The sequence below is a fragment of the Streptomyces sp. PKU-EA00015 genome (assembly GCF_013387495.1).
GTDB lineage: Bacteria > Actinomycetota > Actinomycetes > Streptomycetales > Streptomycetaceae > Streptomyces.
Map to the genome: position 1 here is coordinate 47,748 of NZ_JABZEE010000053.1, position 17,115 is coordinate 64,862.

Annotated in this window: 11 protein-coding genes and 3 pseudogenes; 7 read left to right on the forward strand and 7 right to left on the reverse strand. The window is 68.6% G+C overall.

Annotated elements, in window-relative coordinates:
• The first annotated feature begins 59 nt into the window (after positions 1-59).
• From HW130_RS29145 to HW130_RS29155, 3 genes are all read left to right on the forward strand, one after another.
• The gene (locus HW130_RS29145) at positions 60-749 is read left to right on the forward strand and encodes a hyaluronoglucosaminidase (RefSeq protein WP_177152739.1); all 690 of its coding nucleotides are present in this window, start codon (positions 60-62) and stop codon (positions 747-749) included.
• A 13-nt stretch (positions 750-762) separates the two neighbouring features.
• On the forward strand, positions 763-924 hold the full coding sequence (locus HW130_RS29150; protein ID WP_177152740.1) for a hypothetical protein: 162 nt from the start codon (positions 763-765) through the stop codon (positions 922-924).
• 135 nt (positions 925-1,059) lie between these two features.
• Positions 1,060-1,524: a group II intron maturase-specific domain-containing protein gene (locus HW130_RS29155; RefSeq protein ID WP_256356406.1), complete on the forward strand. Its 465-nt coding sequence runs from the start codon at positions 1,060-1,062 to the stop codon at positions 1,522-1,524.
• A gap of 153 nt (positions 1,525-1,677) precedes the next feature.
• On the opposite strand, the gene HW130_RS36310 is transcribed toward HW130_RS29155, so the two are convergent.
• The 5 genes and pseudogenes from HW130_RS36310 to HW130_RS36835 form a co-directional block, all read right to left on the reverse strand.
• Positions 1,678-1,851 (reverse strand): hypothetical protein, encoded by a 174-nt coding sequence (locus tag HW130_RS36310; protein ID WP_256356407.1) that lies wholly within the window; start codon positions 1,849-1,851, stop codon positions 1,678-1,680.
• The gene (locus tag HW130_RS29160) at positions 1,836-2,393 is read right to left on the reverse strand and encodes a hypothetical protein (protein WP_256356408.1); all 558 of its coding nucleotides are present in this window, start codon (positions 2,391-2,393) and stop codon (positions 1,836-1,838) included. The genes HW130_RS36310 and HW130_RS29160 overlap by 16 nt, the downstream gene beginning before the upstream one ends.
• A 73-nt stretch (positions 2,394-2,466) precedes the next feature.
• A pseudogene (locus tag HW130_RS29165) lies at positions 2,467-4,527 on the reverse strand (LuxR C-terminal-related transcriptional regulator); the annotation flags it as partial.
• On the reverse strand, positions 4,524-4,700 hold the full coding sequence (locus HW130_RS29170) for an ATP-binding protein (RefSeq protein WP_177152742.1): 177 nt from the start codon (positions 4,698-4,700) through the stop codon (positions 4,524-4,526). The pseudogene HW130_RS29165 and the gene HW130_RS29170, both read right to left, overlap by 4 nt.
• Positions 4,701-4,767: 67 nt before the next feature.
• A pseudogene (locus HW130_RS36835) lies at positions 4,768-4,902 on the reverse strand (ATP-binding protein); the annotation flags it as partial.
• A 265-nt stretch (positions 4,903-5,167) separates the two neighbouring features.
• Between HW130_RS36835 and HW130_RS29180 the strand changes: the two are divergent.
• Together HW130_RS29180 and HW130_RS29185 are read left to right on the forward strand one after the other, a co-directional pair.
• Positions 5,168-5,509: pseudogene (locus HW130_RS29180) on the forward strand (metal-dependent transcriptional regulator); the annotation flags it as partial.
• Between the two features lie 159 nt (positions 5,510-5,668).
• Positions 5,669-6,271 carry a TetR/AcrR family transcriptional regulator gene (locus tag HW130_RS29185; protein WP_177152743.1) on the forward strand — a complete coding sequence of 201 codons (603 nt, stop codon included), beginning with the start codon at positions 5,669-5,671 and terminating at the stop codon, positions 6,269-6,271.
• Between the two features lie 123 nt (positions 6,272-6,394).
• Here HW130_RS29185 and HW130_RS29190 read toward each other — a convergent pair whose 3' ends face one another.
• Positions 6,395-7,219 carry an SDR family NAD(P)-dependent oxidoreductase gene (locus HW130_RS29190; protein WP_177152744.1) on the reverse strand — a complete coding sequence of 275 codons (825 nt, stop codon included), beginning with the start codon at positions 7,217-7,219 and terminating at the stop codon, positions 6,395-6,397.
• Positions 7,220-7,806: 587 nt separating this feature from the next.
• Here HW130_RS29190 and HW130_RS29195 point away from each other — a divergent pair.
• The gene (locus tag HW130_RS29195; protein WP_177152745.1) at positions 7,807-16,038 is read left to right on the forward strand and encodes a SpvB/TcaC N-terminal domain-containing protein; all 8,232 of its coding nucleotides are present in this window, start codon (positions 7,807-7,809) and stop codon (positions 16,036-16,038) included.
• A gap of 69 nt (positions 16,039-16,107) precedes the next feature.
• Here HW130_RS29195 and HW130_RS29200 read toward each other — a convergent pair whose 3' ends face one another.
• Complete coding sequence (locus HW130_RS29200; RefSeq protein ID WP_309140619.1) at positions 16,108-16,449, reverse strand: LLM class flavin-dependent oxidoreductase; 342 nt, start codon at positions 16,447-16,449, stop codon at positions 16,108-16,110.
• 166 nt (positions 16,450-16,615) lie between these two features.
• On the opposite strand from HW130_RS29200, the gene HW130_RS35430 reads away from it, so the two are divergent.
• A complete protein-coding gene (locus HW130_RS35430) occupies positions 16,616-17,113 on the forward strand; it encodes a hypothetical protein (RefSeq protein ID WP_218184090.1) in 498 nt (165 codons plus the stop codon).
• The last annotated feature ends 2 nt before the right edge of the window (positions 17,114-17,115 follow it).

Genomic DNA, 17,115 nt, shown 5'->3' on the forward strand with positions numbered 1-17,115 from the left:
ACATGGTCTTCACACCGCATCGGTGGCACGAACCGACGACAACGAAAGCGAGTTCACCCATGGCAGTGGGACGAAGAGTGTTCCTCGGTGCCTTCACCGCGGGCGCGGTCACCGTCGCCGCGGGCTCGGAGGCCGCGGCCGCCGACAGCGAGTACACCCTGTACACCTCGCCGGCCCAGTTCTACGGGGCGTCGACGACGGCGCACACCGTCACCATCAACCACAAGGCTCCTTCCGGGGACACCGCGGCGCTGAACGTCACGTCCGACAACCCGGCCACCTCGGCCATGTACCTGACCGGCGTGGAGACCTCGCGCGGCACACTGAAGATCTCCCACAAGGGATACGCCGACGGCTCGGACCCCGGGGCCTCCGGTCTCTCGATCGACCTCAGGACCGCCGGGACCGCCGCGCAGGGCATCTTCGTCACCGCGACCGACGGTCCGACCAAGGGTGCCCTGATCGTCCTGCGGAACAACCCGGGGGTGGAGGACCTCGTCGTCAAGGGCACGGGCCGGACCGGCATCGGCATCGCCCGCGGCGCCACGCCCCAGTCCCAGCTCCACGTGGTCGCGGCGGTCGACGCCCCGTCCGCCATCCTCGCCGAGGGCGCAGTGCGGCTCGCCAACGTCCCCGCCGCACCGACCAACGCGCCCGCCGCGGTCGGCGGCGGCTCCCTCTTCTCCCAGGACGGCAAGCTGTTCTGGAAGGGCGGCAACGGCACCGTCACCGAAGTCGCGCCGGCGTAAGGGGAGGACGAGAGTGCAACTGACCCCCGAGGAGCTGATCTCCGAGTTCCACGACGCCGTCATGGAGCTGTACTTCGCCCGCAAGCGCATCGCCCACCTGGAGGCGGAGAACGCCGAGTTGAGGGCACGGCTGGAAGCGGCGGAGACGAAGTCCGGCACGGACCCGGCCGCCTGAGCGGTACCGGTCCGAAAGCCGGCGGCGTGAGAAAGCCGGCCGCATGAGAAAGAGGGCCTCCGCCACACGGCGGAGGCCCTCCTCAGCTGCGTACGGCCGTTACGCCGGAACCGACGCCACGCCCGGAGGAACTTCTTGCCGTTCACCCGCCGACCGCCGCAAGGCCCTGCTGGAGGCCGCCACGGCCTCTTTCGCCCGCCGAGGCGGCGGCGGTGCGATCCAGTCGATCAAGGACAAGGTGAAGACAGAACACGCAGATCAGACCTGCACAGGGACTTGGACGAGCTGCTGGCCAGCCTCAACCGCACCTTGCGCGGGTGGGCGAACTACTTCCGGCACGGGGTGTCGAAGGCGGTATTCAGCACGGTCGATGACCACGCGTGGCATCGCATCGTCCGCTGGATCTTCCACAAGCACTCCCGGCTCAGCTGGAGGGAACTGCGCCGTCGGTTCTGCCGACCGGGCCGTTGGAAGCTCATCTACGACGGAGTCGAGTTCACCGGCGCGCCCAGTGTCAAAGTGATCCGCTACCGCTACCGCGGCAGCAACATCCCGACTCCGTGGACACCACGACCGGCAGTCGCCAGTACCGGCGACTGACCATCGGCCAAGGCACGTGGAGCGCCCGTTGCGTGGAGACACGCACGGCGGGTGCGGCGGGCGGGTCGGGGAAACGGGCTGGTCGCAAGGCCAGTACCGCGCCCCGGCCCGACCCAACCCAGCCGCAAACGGCGGTGATCAGTCCTCTGACGGTCATTCCCCGGAGACCTTCTCCAGCTTATTGATCTGCTCGGTCACCAGGCTGTCCGGCAACTCGACGGACGCGCCGGTGCCACTGGCGGTGAGGAACAGCACGATGGTGGCACCGCTGCGTACGACCGCGATGGGTTCCGGCGATTCGCCCTTGGTTGTCAGCTGGAAGGCCACCGCGTCGTCGCCCGCGTCGGGGCGGTGATGGCTTTGACGACGGTGCGGGCGGGCACACCGCCGTCATAGGAGGTGCACCTTTTGAGAGAGGTACGGAGGTCGGAGAGAATGCGCTCGGCGTCGGACTGCTCGTATGCCATGAGGCCAATGGTGGTGGCGGAGCCGGCCGAGGGGCCGGAGGTTGCGTAGGCCAGCTTGCCGACAACGGCTTGGGGAGACGGGTCGAGGTCGGCGACACGAACGTTCTCGACCGGCTGGCAGACGGCAGGTTCAGCGATGGAGCCGCCGTCGGGCTTCGCGGGCGGCCAGTCGGTGATCTGGAAGCCGTCCGCGTCAGCGCCGGAGAGTGCGGCGGACGTCAACCGGTCGGTGCTGAGGGCGTCGGCGGGGGCCTGGGTCTGAGTCTGCTTGGTCGTCGCGGATGCCTGCGGGGAGGAAGGGTTGCTCTTCGCACCGGTGCCGCCGTTGCTGGTCCCGCCGCTGCCGCATCCGGTCAGGAGAGCCGCTGTGAAGAGCACTGACATCGTCGCCTTGACCCGCACTTGCTGACTCCCAACTCTCGGCATTCGTTGGTTCGATCTTTCCGGGCGGGGAGTCGTGGGGGTATCGGTGAGACTACGTAATCTCGTCGCGGAGTTCGGCGCGGGCGCGGAGTTCGGCGAGGGCGGCCCGGGACGTGACACCGGTCTTGCGGTAGATGCGGGCGAGATGGGTCTCGACCGTACGGGGGCTGAGATAGAGCCTGGTGGCGATGGCGGGGGTGGTGAGGCCTTCGGTGACCATGGCGGTGATCTCGCGTTCGCGCGGGGACAGGGACACGACGCCCGGCCGGTCGCCTGCGGCGGCGGACATGGCGGCGCTGACCTCGTCCGCCAGGTTGACCAGCTGATGGGCCCCGCCTGCCACGGCAAGGTGCCGGGCGCGCTCCCACATGACGCGGGCGCGCTCCGGGTGGCCGGTGGCCGCTGCCAGGGGGGCGGCGAGCAGCAGGGTGCGCGCCTCCCAGAGCGCCGATCCGCCACGGGCCGTCTCGGCCACCGCGAGGTCGGCCAGCTCGGCCGCCGCCGCCGTGTCACCGTGGCCGAGCGCGACATGGGCGGCGCTGCGCAGGGCGGAGGCTCGCTGCGCAGGCAGTCCCAACTGCTCGGCCTCCTTCCGGGCACGTTCCGCCCAGGGCACGGCTGCGGCCGGGTCACCCAAGACGACCGTGGAAGCCACCAGCGCCTCGATGAACAGCGGTCGCATGGACGGCTGGAGTCGGTTCAGGTCGTCGCCGCCCGCACGCAGCAGGGCCGCCCGTGTGCGCGCGGGATCGCCGACGTGGATCGCCGCGTAGCCGAGCAGGCACCAGGCGATGGACGCCCACCAACTGGTGCTCGTTCCGGCCGCCGTAACCGCTTCCTCGGCCACCGCCAGTCCTGCCCGGTCGCCGGGCGGGAGGGTGTGGACCAGGGCATGGGCTTTCTTGGACAGGACCAGTGCCAGCAGTTCGTCGCTGCCGATGCCACGGGCGATGGTCTCGGCTTCGTCTGTGAGTTCTACCGCCGAGGTGAGTCGGAGGGTCTGGATGTGGACATGCGCCTTGCACAGCAGCAGGTGCGGCAGGACGTGGAGTTGGCCACCGCGCCGGGCGATGGCCAGGCCTCTGTCGGCGTGCCGTTCCGCGTCGGCGTACCGTTCCAGGAAGGTCTCCGCCCAGCCGAGGCGGGCCAGTGGCTCGCACAGGCCCGCGAGATCGTGGTCAGTCAGTGCGTCGACGAGCGCCGCCGCGCGATCGGTGACGTCCCGGGCGGCCGGCATGACGCCGTCGTGCGCCTCCCCGAGGGCCGCGACCGCGAGGGCGCCCGCCTCAGCAACCTCGTCGCCCAGCGACCTGGCCAGCTCGAGGGCGCGGAACAGGTCGGGACGCACCTCCCGGTAGTCGGTGGCGTGCGGCGCGGAGGAGCCCAGTTCAAGACCGAGTTCGATGGCCTGGGCCGGGGATGGACCGGGCGTACGGGAGAGTTCGCGGCGGAGCAGCGCGACCGCCTCTGTGTAGCGGCCGAGATGACGCTCCATCACAGCGCAAAGCGTCACGGCGGAAGCCCGTAAACCGGCAGCACCCGCGTCGCCCGGCGGTGACATGGCAATCACCTCGTGCAGCAGGTCCCGGCTTTCGCGCAGGCCTCCGCAGACACCCAGCGCACGCGCCCTCCACAGCATCAGCTCACGCCGCCGCGCGGCGTACTCCGGTGTGTCCGGCAGATGCCGGAGCGCCACCTTCAGCCAGTGGGCGCAACTCGCGGGGGCGGTGGCGGCGGATCTGTCGGCCGCCTCGGCAAGTACGGCTACGGCCTCCGGGTCCCATCCGGTCAGCGACCGTTCGACGTGGTGGGCGCGTTCGGCGGCGGACGCCCCGGCTTCGGCCAGTCCGGCCGCGGCGAGGCGGTGCATCCGGGTCCGCAGGCCGGGGTCCATGCTCTCGTGCACAACGGCCCGCAGCACCGGGTGGCGCAGTGTCCACCGCCCGCCGTGGCCGGGGCGCAGCAGATCGCGGCCGGCCAGCACCGCCAGGTCGGCGTCAAGTCCGTCGGCGTCGGACTCTTCCCGGCCGGTCACTACGGCGAGCAGGGCTGAAGTGGCATGGTGACCGAGGACGGCCACCGCCTCGGCGGTACGGCGCTGTGCGGCGGTCAGTTCATGCCCCGGTCCTCGGCCCGCCGGCAGAACTCGGCCATGATTCGGCTCTTGCCGATCCCCGCAGCCCCCGTGAGGTCGACCAGCGACGGCCCGCCGCCACTCCCGGGCACCCGGTCGAGCACCGCCTCCAGGCGAGACAGCTCTGCCGCCCGGCTCACCAGCGGAGTCATGCCGCCCACACCATCACGTCCCCCGCGCGTACCGCACTTGGCTGTTGGAGAGTTTACGTACACCTATCTTGCCGACTCCGGGCGGACCGAGCAGGGCCGCGAACGAAAAGTCGTACTCGTCCAGCGTCTTGTGGTGCGGGAGCCTCGACAGCCGCAGGGCCTGGCGGAAGCGCCTGTCATCGCGCACGGCCACCCTGGCGGAGGTCGGCGACGACCGAACCCGCTTCGCGAGCGCTGCTCTTCCACTGCCTTCAGAACGGCCAGATCTCCGACGAGACGACCGCCTTCCCGAACCAGCTGACAGCACAACTGACTGCTGCAGCAGCTTGACGCTTATCCGCGTGGGAGGCCTTGTCGGCGGCCACGGTGTCAGGGCGGGTCCGGGGCCGGCCGACCGGACCGCGGACCTTGATGTGCTCTAGGACGGCGGTGGAGCGGGGACTGTCAGCGGCCTGGCCAGATGTTGCCCCCTGCCCGCCCGGATCGCCGAGCGCCTGAACCAGAGCGGCCCGACGGTCAGCCACGGTGGCGCGGACGGAGCGGGACGGTCTGGTGTCCGTCGCCGGCGACCGGCACTTGGAGCTGACGGGCGAGGGCCGCCACCTGGCGACACGCGTGATGCGCAAGCGCCGTCTCGCGGAGGGCCTGCTCGTCGACGTACATCGGCCTGGAGTGGGAGAACGTTCACGCCGCGGCCTGCCGCTGAGAGCACGTGATGAGTGAGGCCGTCGAACGCCGCGTCCTGGACGCTGCGGCACCCGACGCAGTCGCCCGACGGCAACCCGATCCCCGGCCTGGAGAAGCTCGGCGGTCCCGTCCACCGGTAACGGCCGAGCAGAACCCTCCCTCGATCCCCATCCACAGCAGGAAATCCATTTCACGCTCGTCACGAACAGGGCGCTCTTCTAGAAAACTTCTCTACTTCAGGTGCATTAGGGTGTCTGGCATGACGTCAACGAGACCGAACCATGTCTCCTAAGCAGCAGCGAGGCGAGGTCACCGTCGACCGTCTCTTGACGGCCGCCCTCGAGGTGTACGCCTCATCGGGTCAGCAGGGGTTCACGGTGAACGCGGTCACCGAGGCCAGCGGCGTCAGCCTCGGCAGCCTCTACCACCATTTCGGCAGTTTCGACGGTCTCGCAGCAGCCCTTTACATCAGGTGCATGGAGGAGTTGTTCGACGAGTTGACTGCTGCCGTGACCCGTACTCGCACGGCCCACACCGGTGTCCGCGCGCTCGTCAGGGCCTACCTGCGCTTCACCGAGGAGCGGCCCGCCGCCGCGCTCTTCATCCACGCCTCCGCGTACTCCGGATATCTCGCGGCTCACGCCGACCGAATCCGCGCCGCCAAGGCCGTCATGCTGGGAGGCATCGTGGACTGGATGCGGCCACGGATCGAAGCCGGCGAGATCCTGCCCACTCCCGAGCCTCTGATCGAGGCCCTGGTCATCGGACCGGTTGCCGAGACTGCGCGTCGCTGGCTGTCCAACACGTACGACATCGACCTCGCCCAGGCAGCGCGGATCCTTCCCGACCGGATCTGGCGGTCCCTGCGACCGGACTTGGAATAGGTCTCTTCGTGGCGGACGCGATCTCTCCCCCCAGTAGGGTTCGACAGACCAGCATCCTGCTTCATATACGCCCCCCATCGGGCCACCCCGCCCAACCGGCGAGCGGAACCCAGTGACCGCTGTTCAGGCGATACCCCGCACCCCTGTCAGCGTCTTGGCCTGTTCCCAGAGCCTTTGCGCCAGGGCCTGGTCTGCTGCGATGGGTTCGAGGGCGACGTGCCGGTCGGCATCGAAGTAGCGACCGGAGGCGTCGCCGGGTTCGAGCGCGAGCCGGGTCACGGGGGCGGCACCTTGCTCAGGGGCAGTCCAGGAACGCTTCATCACCTTCAGGAGAAGGCCCAGCATCCCGCCTGGGTCTCCAAGGTCGGTCCTGATCACGCCCGGGTGGATCGCGTTGATGGTCACGCCCGTGCCCTGCCAACGACGGGCGAACAGCGGTACCATGAGAAGGTTGGCGAGTTTGGTGGTGCAGTAGGTGCGCATCCGGTGGAAGTCGCCGCCCACGGGCGTCTGATCTATGTCGAGCCGCCCTTTGACGTACAGACCGGCACTGAGTTGGACGACCCTGGTACGGCTCTCCAGGAATCGCTTCTCCAGCAGGTGGTTGAGCAGAAACGGCGCCAGATGATTCACGGCGAACGCCTGCTCCAACCCGTCTGGGGTGCGTACCAACCGGGCAGGCCACACGCCGGCGTTGTGCACCAGCACGTCGATCTGCTCGTACCGCTCCATCAACTCGTCTGCCACCGATCGCACCTCGGAGAGCACGGACAGATCGCCGACCACCAGACCGACGGAGCCGCCCAGTGCCGCGGCCGCCCGCTCACCTCGTTCCCGGTCCCGGGCGACGAGCACAACACGGCAGCCCCGCCTGACGAGTTCGGAGGCCACTGCGTAGCCGATGCCTCGGATACCACCTGTCACCACCGTCGTGAAGCTGTCATCCATACCAGGGACATTAGCGGAAGCTTAGAAAATTTTTCTAGAAAAAGGCTTCAATTGCTTGCCCCCCTCGCGCACACTGGGCCGGGGGTCGGGCGGCTGCGCTCTCGGCCGCTGCCCGTTGTTTGCGCGGAGATGACCATCCGGAGGAGTGTCGATGAAGTTCCGCCGCTGGTGCTGTCCAAGCCGCCCCATTGCCGGGAGCCGCCGAGCCCGCCCTGGTGGAGAAGGTCACCCCCGGCCCTTCCTTGGCGACTGTCCTGCTCTCGCGGTGCCAGATCACGTCGGCGCAGCCGTCCAGGACGATCCGGTGCTCGGCGGGCACCGATAGAGTCCGCCGTCACAGACAGGCGAAGCCCGCCCGGCCCGCCGGAGACTCCTGATAGCCCACACGTGTGACGACACGCCCATCGACATTCCAGGGACCGGCCGATCGAGCCCCCGCCTGGCGTGAGTCGATCACCGTCCTTAACTCGTGATTTTTTTGAACGTGTACGTTCAGCGAGCGGTCGCCGGGGTGGATCTACTGGCTGCGATTCCACGGAAAGTGCCGTGTCCTAGGTCGAATTCGGTATCCAGAGGGGGTCGGGGGCATGACTGTCCTCGCATCGGCTCGTGCGCGCGTCAAGAACTTACTGGTGACCTTGGTCGTCGCCTTGCCGGCGCTGGGGGTGGCGCCGCCGGGGTGGGTCATGGCGGCGGGACCGCAGGCGGGTGCCGACTCGGCGGTGAAGGGCCCCGAGCACCCCGAGGGCACGTCGTTCAACCCGAATCAGATCAAGGACATCAAGGCGGCCGACCCCGGCTCCGGGGTGAACCTGGTCGAGGCGCCCTCGGCGAACAACAGTGGTGAGGCGCGGTTGTCGTACCCGTTGGAGGTGCCGAAGGGCCGCGCGGGCCTGGAGCCGAAGCTGGCCGTCACCTACAACTCGTCGGGGACGAACGGGTGGCTCGGCGTCGGGTGGGACGTCACCACCCCGGTGGTCACGGTCGACACGCGGTGGGGTGTGCCGCGCTACGACGCCGGACTGGAGTCCGAGACCTACCTGCTCAACGGCGAGCAGCTGACCCCGGTGGCGCACCGGAGCGCGTTGCGGGCGCGCACTGCGGAGAAGGTGTTCCACTCCCGGGTGGAGGGCCGCTTCGACCGGATCGTGCGCCATGGCGACAGCCCCACGAACTACTGGTGGGAGGTCACCGACAAGCAGGGTGTCCGCACGCTTTTCGGCGGCACGGCCGACAGCACGCTGGCCGACGGCACGGGTCGCGTCGCCACCTGGGCGGCGCGGGAGGTCCGCGACGGCAACGACAACGTCATGCGCTACCGGTACGCCAAGGTGGCTGACGGCGGCACGGAGGGCTCCGCGGTGCCGGGCAGCGACCTGTACCCGCAGAAGATCACCTACACCGGCCGCGGCGACACCGACGGCAGGTACTCGGTGACGTTCATCCGGGACCGTGAGCGCGGCGAGCCGCGCCGGGCGGACGTGCGGATCGACGCCAGGTACGGGCTCAAGAAGGTCACCGCCGACCTGCTGCGGCGCGTCGAGGTCAAGCTGGACGACCAGCTGATCCGCGCCTACGAGCTGAACTACCGGACCGGCGCGTTCGCCAAGACGCTGCTCACCTCGGTGTCGCAGTTCAGCGAGAGCAACCAGCTGTTCAACACCCACACGTTCGACTACTTCGACGACGTGCGCGACCAGTCGGGCAACTACAACGCTTTCGCCGACGCCGCGGGTTGGTCGGTGCCGGATGACGACCTCGGGGTGAACATCCGGGAAGGCGAGGCCAGCGCGATCTCGGCGAACACGTCGGTCGGCTTCGGCGCGCACCTGTTCGCGGGCTACAACGTGCAGGGGCTGCCGACCAAGGAGGGTTCCGTCGGGTTGAAGGTCGGGTTCAGCGCGGGCCAATCCGATGGCCTGTCGACGCTGACCGATGTGAACGGCGACAACCTGCCGGACAAGGTGTTCCGCAAGAAGAACGACGTGTTCTACCGGCCCAATCTGGCCAAACCGGGTGGTGAGCCGAAGTTCGGCGACACGCCGGTCAAGCTCGCCAACCTCCCGGGAATCTCGACCGAGCGCACGCTGTCCGGCACCATCGGCGTCGAGTCGTACGTCCTCACCACCTCGGCCCAGCTGGACTTCGTGGGCACCACGACCACCTCGGACCGGTTCTTCAGCGACGTCAACGGCGACGGCATCACCGACCTGGTGAACAACGGCGGCGTGCTGTTCGGCTACCTGGACGCCCATGGGCAACCCGCCTACAGCGCGGACTCCACCCGCACCCCGGTGCCGGTCGGGGGCGGCGCGGTGACCGGCGAGATCGTCGGCGATCAGACCGCGCAGTTCAACCAGCAGGTGGACAACTCGCCGCTGCTGGACACGGTGCGCCGCTGGGTCGCGCCGTTCGACGGCAACGTCCGCGTGGACGGCCGAGTGCAGCTGACCCACGATCCCTCCCCGGCGCGGGCGGCCTACACCAAGGCCGACGGCGTGCGGGTCACCATCCAGCACAAGGACGCCGAACTCTGGGCGCAGCGGATCGGCCCCGACGACCACACCGAGTTCACCCCGGGCAATGTGGCGTCGATTCCGGTGAAGAAGGGAGACGCGCTCTACTTCCGCACACAGTCCATTTTGGACGGCAAGTACGACACCGTGGCGTGGGACCCGGAGATCACCTACACCAACCTGCCGGCCGGCACGGATGCGAACGGGTTGGCGAACACCGTGTTCCGCGCGTCGGCCGACTTCACCTTCGGCGGCAGGCCGTCCCTGGTGACCGTGCCGGTGAACGGCACGCTGCGGCTGACCGGTGACGTGGTCAAGAACAAGGCGACCTCGGACGACGTGACCGTCGTGATCGAGAAGGGCAACGGCGTCCACCCCGGCGCGGAGGTGTTCCGCAAGGTCCTGCCCGCCGCGTCGACCGGCACCACCGCGATCGACGTGAGCCTTCCGGTCAGCATGTTCGAGAAGATGTCGTGGAAGCTGAAGACCGACTCCCCGATCGACGCCTCGGCGGTGAGCTGGGCGCCGAAGGCGCACTACACGGCCGCGCAGGGGGTCGAGTCGGTCGTCGACGCCGCCGGCGATCCCACGCTGGTGATCACTCCGCCGTACGACCTGACCATGTACCCGGCGAACACCCTCACCGCGCCGCAGCAGTCCTACAAGGCGACCAAGACCGGCCAGTTGAAGGTGCGGCCGAAGGTGTCCCTCAACTTCGGGCTCCTCGGTGAGGCCAAAATCGCGTTCACGGTGAAGAAGCGCGGCGGGCAGCTGCTCGGCAAACGGATCTTCCAAGCCAAGGACACCTCCTTCGGTGGCCCGAACCTGGACCTGACCGTGCCGGTCACCGCCGGCGACGAGCTCTACATCGACTACTCCACGACGGAGACCGGACTGCTCGGCATGCTCGTCGAGCAGTCCGCGTCGGTCACCTATGACGTGACCTCCAGCTGGCCGACCTTCACCCCGGCGCCCAGCGCCATGCACGGTTCCGTCGGGCAGGGCGCCTTCGCCCAGCCCTACCGCGGCTGGGGTGTGATCGGCTACCAGGGCAACCGCGACCGCGCCACCCAACCGCTCAAGCAGGCCGAACTCACGCTGGACCAGAGCTTCAAGGACGCACTTCCCAAGGAGCCCAAGGAAGCGGACGTCGCGCCCTTCGCCGCGAATCCCCGGCTCACCATGCCGCGTCTTGCGGTGTTCGCCCCCGTTCCCGCCAAGGGCGGCTGGGCCGCTCAGGACGAGTCCTCCTGGATCACCGCCGAGATGGCGACCAGTTCCCGCCTCGGCGCGGACACCATCGACATCGTCACCGACGCCGACGTGAAGGGCGACCGGGCGGTGATGCGCCGCGGTGTAACAGGCCAGGTGTCGGCCACCCTCGCGGCCGGCCCGTTCGGCGGCACCGTGGTCGGCGGGATCACCGCGGGTTCGGTCGACTACCTCGACCTCAACGGCGACGGCTACCCCGACGTCGTGGGCGCCAAGGAGATCCAGTTCTCCGACATGACCGGCGCGCTCGGCGCCGAACGCGGCACCCTCGGCGGCAACGTCCGCGAGGCGGACAACGTCTCCGGCAACGTGTCGCTCTCCGCGGGCAGCGAGACCGCCACCATCGCCAGCGCACTGGGCATGGCCGCGCCCGACGCGGGCACCAGCGCCAACACCGCCACCACCGGCGCGGTCCAGCCGTCGCTCGGCATCGGCGGCAGCCTCGGCGGCGGCGAGTCCGACGCCCGCGTCGACCTGATCGACATCAACGGGGACGGGCTGCCGGACAAGGTGTTCGGCAACGGCGACGCCCAGTTGAACCTCGGCTACTCCTTCGCCGCCCGCGAACCCTGGTCGGCCGGACCGATCAACGACGCGTCCACCCGCAACGTCGGCGTCAACCTCGGGTTCAACGTCGACCGCTACGGCTTCGCGGGCGGCCTCTCCGCCGAGCTGGGAACCTCGTACACCACCGCGAGCATGACGGACGTCAACGGCGACGGCCTCACCGACCGGGTGTTCACCGACGGCGCCGACGCGATCAAGGTCGCGGTCAACACCGGCACCGGCTTCACCGCGCCCGCCCCCTTCCGCGGCAGCTTCCCCGAGATCGCCGTCGACAAGAACGCCAGCCTCGGCGCGGGCGTCTACTTCACCGTCGGCCTGCCCACTCCCGTCGGCGTCTTCGTCTTCAACCCCGGCGCCAGCGCGACCACCGGCATCAGCCGGGCCGAAACCAGCCTGCGCGACGTCAACGGCGACGGCCTCGCCGACCACATCAAGTCGACCCGCGACAACGAGATGCTGGTCGCCACCAACAAGACCGGGCGCACCAACCTCCTGCGCACGGTGTCGCGCCCGATGGGCGCGCGGATCGACCTGGACTACACCCGTACCGGCAACACCCAGGCCATGCCCGAAAGCCGCTGGGTCCTGTCCCGCACCGCCGTGTTCGACGGTCGGACCGGCGACGGAGCTGACAACCAACTCACGACCTACCGCTACGAGAGCGGCACGTACGACCGGCTGGAGCGCGAGTTCCGCGGTTTCGGCAAGGTCATTTCGGAGGTCCGCGATCCCGGTGCGGACGACGCCCTCTACCGGTCGGTGACCGACGAGTACAGGACCGACAGCGTCTACACCAGGGGCCTGCTCGCCCGCACGCTCACCACCGACGGCGCGGGCCGCCCGTTCACCGAGACCGTCAACACCTATCAGCTCCACGACATCGCCACGGGCACGGCAGCCGATCCGGCGAGCACCACCGCGTCGGTGTTCCCGAGGCTGACCCGGGTGGACAAGAAATTCCACGAGGGTGCGCAGGAACCCGCGAAGACCACGCACACCGTGATGACCTATGACGAGTACGGCAACCTGACGGGATCGTTCGACGCCGGGGACGACGGCATCGAGGACGACGTCCAGACCGACTTCGAGTACACCGCCTCGGACCAGGCGTGCCGGGATCGCCACCTGGTCGGGGTGGCCAGGTCCGTGTCCCAGCGCGCGACCGCGACAGACACCTCGCTCCGGTACCGCGAGGCCACGGTGGACTGTGCCACCGGGGCGCTGCGGCAGATCCGGGAGTACGCGACCCCCACCGCCATCGCGGTCACGGACCTGGAATACCACCCGGACGGGAACCTGCGGTCGGTGACGCGTCCGGCGAACAAGTCCGGTCAGCGGTACAAGCTGGAGTACGGCTACGACACCACCGTGGGTGTGCACGTCGAGTCCATCGAGGACAGCTTCGGCTACCGGTCGGCCACGACGCACAACCTGAAGTACGGCCTGCCGGAACGAAGCACCGACCAGAACGACCAGCCCCTGTCGATGTCGTACGACAGCGTCGGCCGGCTGGACTCGGTGACCGGCCCGTACGAGGCGGGCAGCGGTCGGGTCACGATCGACTTCGCGTACCACCCCGAGGCGGCGGTCCCGTACGCCACGACGAAGCACCTGGACCGGGACGCGGACGGCGTGCGGGCGGACACCATCGACACCGTCACCTTCAGCGACGGTCTGAAGCGGGTGCTGCAGACCAAGAAGGACGCGTCGGTCGCCGCGTCGCCTGGGACGGCGCCGCAACCGGTGATGACGGTGTCCGGGCGGCTGAAGTTCGACTTCCTCGGCCGCACGACCGAGAAGTACTACCCGGTGACCGAGCCCAAAGGCGCGGCGAACACGACGTTCAACGCCGCGTTCGACACGGTGGCCCCGACGAAGGACTCGTTCGACGTCCTGGACCGGCCGGTCAGGATCCTGCGGCCGGACGGGACCAGCACGACCAACGCGTACGGATTCGGGCCGGACCGGGCGGGTGTGACGCGGTTCGAGAACACGGTGACCGATGCCAACGGCAATCAGCGCCGCGTCTACACCGGCGTCCGCGACACGACCGCGGCGGTGAAGGAGTTCAGCGGTTCGACGGCCGTCTGGACCAGCTACGCGCACGACCCGCTCAACCAGATCACGGCGATCACCGACGACAAGAACAACGTCACCCGCGCCGCCTACGACGGCCTCGGGCGGCGCACGGTGCTCGACAACCCGGACGCGGGCCGGACCGAGACCCGCTACGACCTCGCCGGCAACATCACGGCGAAGACCACCGCGAACCTGCGGGCCACGGACCAGACCATCGAGTACGACTACGACTACACGCGGGTGAAGGCCGTGCGGTACCCGAAGTTCCCGGGCAACGACGTCACCTACTCCTACGGCGCCCCGGGCGCGGCGGACAACGCCGCGTCGCGGATCACCGAGGTCCGGGACGCCGCCGGGACGGTCACCCGCGGCTACGGGCCGCTGGGCGAGCTGACCCGGGAGACGCGCACGATCAGCGCCGTCAGCGGGACACCCCGCACCTACACGACCGCGTGGCGCTACGACACGTTCAACCGCGTGCTCCAGCTGACCTACCCCGACGGCGAGGTGCTCACCTACGCCTACGACTCCGGTGGCCAGGTCACGCGGGCGACCGGGGTCAAGAACGGGACCGACTACACGTACCTGCAACGCCTGGACTACGACAAGTTCGGCCAGAAAACCCTCCAGGAGACCGGCAACGGGGTCCGCACGACCTACACCTACGACGCCGAAGACCGCAGGCTCGCGGCGCTGAAGTCCGACGCACCCACCGGGTCGACGTTCCAGGACCTGGGCTACACCTACGACAACGCAGGCAATATCACGGCGCTGGCGAGCTCCGCGCCGCGGAACGCGGTGATCGGCGGTCCGAGCTCCCAGACCTACGGCTATGACGACCTGAACCGGCTGACGTCGGCGTCCGGGCAGTACACGGACAAGAACAACCAGGTCAACAAATACACTCTGACGCTGGGCTACGACTCCATCAACAACACGACGAGCAAGTCCCAGCGCCACGAGATCACCGGCGGCGTCCCCGCCTTCCCGATCGACGCCGGGTCCCCTGGACCGATCGAACCGGTCGACGACCCGTCGAACCCGGCCGACGTGCAGGACAGGACAAGCTACGACTACGACTACACCTACGGCGGTGGCAAGCCGCACGCGCCGAGCCGGGTCGGCCCGATCACCCACGCCTACGACGCCAACGGCAACCTCACCGCCACGGTGAACACCGCCGCGACTGGCAAGCGCCGGCAGTTCGTGTGGGACGAGGAGAACCGCCTCGCCTGCAACCAGGACACCACGACCTCGACGGTCGAACAGAGCCCCGCGGGCTGCGCGGACGCCACCGTGTCCTATCTGTACGACGCGACGGGCGAGCGTGTGGTCAAGAAGGGCGAAAGCCTCTCGCTGTACCCCAACCGAAACTACAGCGAACGGGACGGTACCGGCTACAAGCACGTCTTCATCGGCGAGAGCCGCCTGACGACCAAGACCGTCGCGGACGGAGTCGAGAACACCCAGTCGTTCTTCCACACCGACCACCTCGGCTCGTCCGGGTACGTCACGGACAACACGGGGGCGGTGACCGAGCATCTGGAGTACTTCGCGTCCGGGGAGACCTGGGTGGAGGAACGGGCCGGGCAGGCGGACACGCCGTACCAGTACACCGGCAAGGAACTCGACAGCGAGACGGGCCTCAACTACCACGGCGCCCGCTACTACAACCCTCGAACCCAACTGTGGGCGAGCGCCGACCCGGCCCTTCCGGAGTACCTCGACACCAAGCTCGCGGGCGGGATCTCCGAGCCCCGCAACCTCGCCGCCTACACCTACGCGCACAACAACCCCGTCAAGCTCGTCGACCCCACCGGGCAGGCTCCCGAGGACGTGCCGGTCTACAACCAGATCCTGGCCCACATGGCCGAACAGATGCAGACCAACTCCCACTCCGAACCGGTGCAGAAGATGCACGCTGCGAACACGAACGAGCAGAGATGGACGAGGTGGCTCAAACCGAACTGGTACGCCGACAAGGCGGCGGCGATGGCGGCGTGGAAGGAGTTCGTCAAGACCGGCGGCCCGTGGGACCACAAGGCCAAAATCGCGGAGATGAATGGCAACAAGGTCAACCACTCGACCAACATCCCCGATACCGGCTTCTGGATGCGCGACGACTTCTGGTCCAACGTCCACTACGGCTACGTGGGTACGGCGGCCGGATTCAGCCCCGAGGTGCTGTTGGGGGCCGCGAGCGCCGTCGACGTGAAAGAGAGACAGCCCATCTTTTCGGGCGACCCCACCTCGATCATCTTCGGTATCCGCCTCTATCAGGCATACGGGGACAAGGGTCTGACTGTCGCCGACCTCGACACACAGATCAGGAACCACTTCGATGAGCTGAGGAAGGCAGGGCTGATCGAGGACAAGCCGAGGTAGCGGACAGGCGTGAGTCGAACCGAGGGGCGGCCGGAACTCCCGGCCGCCCCTTCGCCTCTCCGGCACCGCTCAGCGGAACAACGGGATGATGTCGGAGCCGTAGGCGTCGATCGTGCCCTCCCGGTTGTCGTGCATGTCGTAGACGGCGAACTGGTCGACGCCCAGGCTCTTCAGGTGGCGGAGCTTCTCGATGTGGGCTTCGGCGGGGCCGAGGAGGCAGAAGCGGTCGACGATCTCGTCGGGGACGAAGGCGGTGTCGGGGTTGTCGGCGCGGCCGTGGTGGGAGTAGTCGTAGCCCTGCCGGTCCTTGATGTAGTCGGTGAGCTCCTCGGGACCATCGAGGAGTGTTCGCCGTGCTTGGCGACCAGGTCGGCGACGTGGTTGCCTACCATGCCGCGGAACCAGCGGCACTGGTCGCGGGCGTGCGCCAGGGCCTCCGGCGAGTCGTCGGCGGTGACGTAGGCGGGGGCCGCGACGCAGACGGTGAGGGCGTCGGGGTCGCGGCCCGAGTCCACGGCGGCCTGCCGCACCGCCTTGACCAGGTGGAGGCGTCGCTCAGATCACTGTCGGAGACTGTGTGGAGCTTGCCGAGGCCAAGGACAAGACACGCGGCCCCCGCGCCGGGACCAACAAGAGCCTGTTCTACCTTCTGCTGCACTCGATGGGGATCTTCCCCGAGGACGCACCGGCCACTGTCAGGGTCTTTGGTCGCGCCCGCGGACAGCTGAGCGTCGAGCAGCTCGTCGACCGCTACGATCTCGCCTGCCGTCCGGTCAGGAATGTGCTGGTCGACTACCTGCGTGAGCGGCAGCCGCAGTTGGATTACAACAGCCTCTCCCAGCTGTCGATGATCTTGTGCAAGTCGTTCTGGGCTGACCTCGAAGCCCACCATCCGGGCATCGACTCCCTGCGCCTGGAGCCGGTCGTTGCCACGGCATGGAAGGAGCGGATGCGGACAAAGGTACGCCGCCTGCGCCAGGCAGACGGTTCGGTCAGCGAGGTCCGAAGCCCTCGCCTGGCGGCGGTCGAGGACATGGCGCGGGTGCGGGCCTTCTATCTCGACATCACGCAGTAGGC

Excerpts from the sequence above, each read along its gene's own strand:
- HW130_RS29195 (WP_177152745.1), top strand. The coding sequence starts at position 7,807 with ATGACTGTCCTCGCATCGGCTCGTGCGCGCGTCAAGAACTTACTGGTG.
- HW130_RS29185 (WP_177152743.1), top strand. The coding sequence starts at position 5,669 with ATGTCTCCTAAGCAGCAGCGAGGCGAGGTCACCGTCGACCGTCTCTTG.
- HW130_RS29190 (WP_177152744.1), bottom strand. The coding sequence starts at position 7,219 with ATGGATGACAGCTTCACGACGGTGGTGACAGGTGGTATCCGAGGCATC.
- HW130_RS29170 (WP_177152742.1), bottom strand. The coding sequence starts at position 4,700 with ATGACTCCGCTGGTGAGCCGGGCGGCAGAGCTGTCTCGCCTGGAGGCG.
- HW130_RS29145 (WP_177152739.1), top strand. The coding sequence starts at position 60 with ATGGCAGTGGGACGAAGAGTGTTCCTCGGTGCCTTCACCGCGGGCGCG.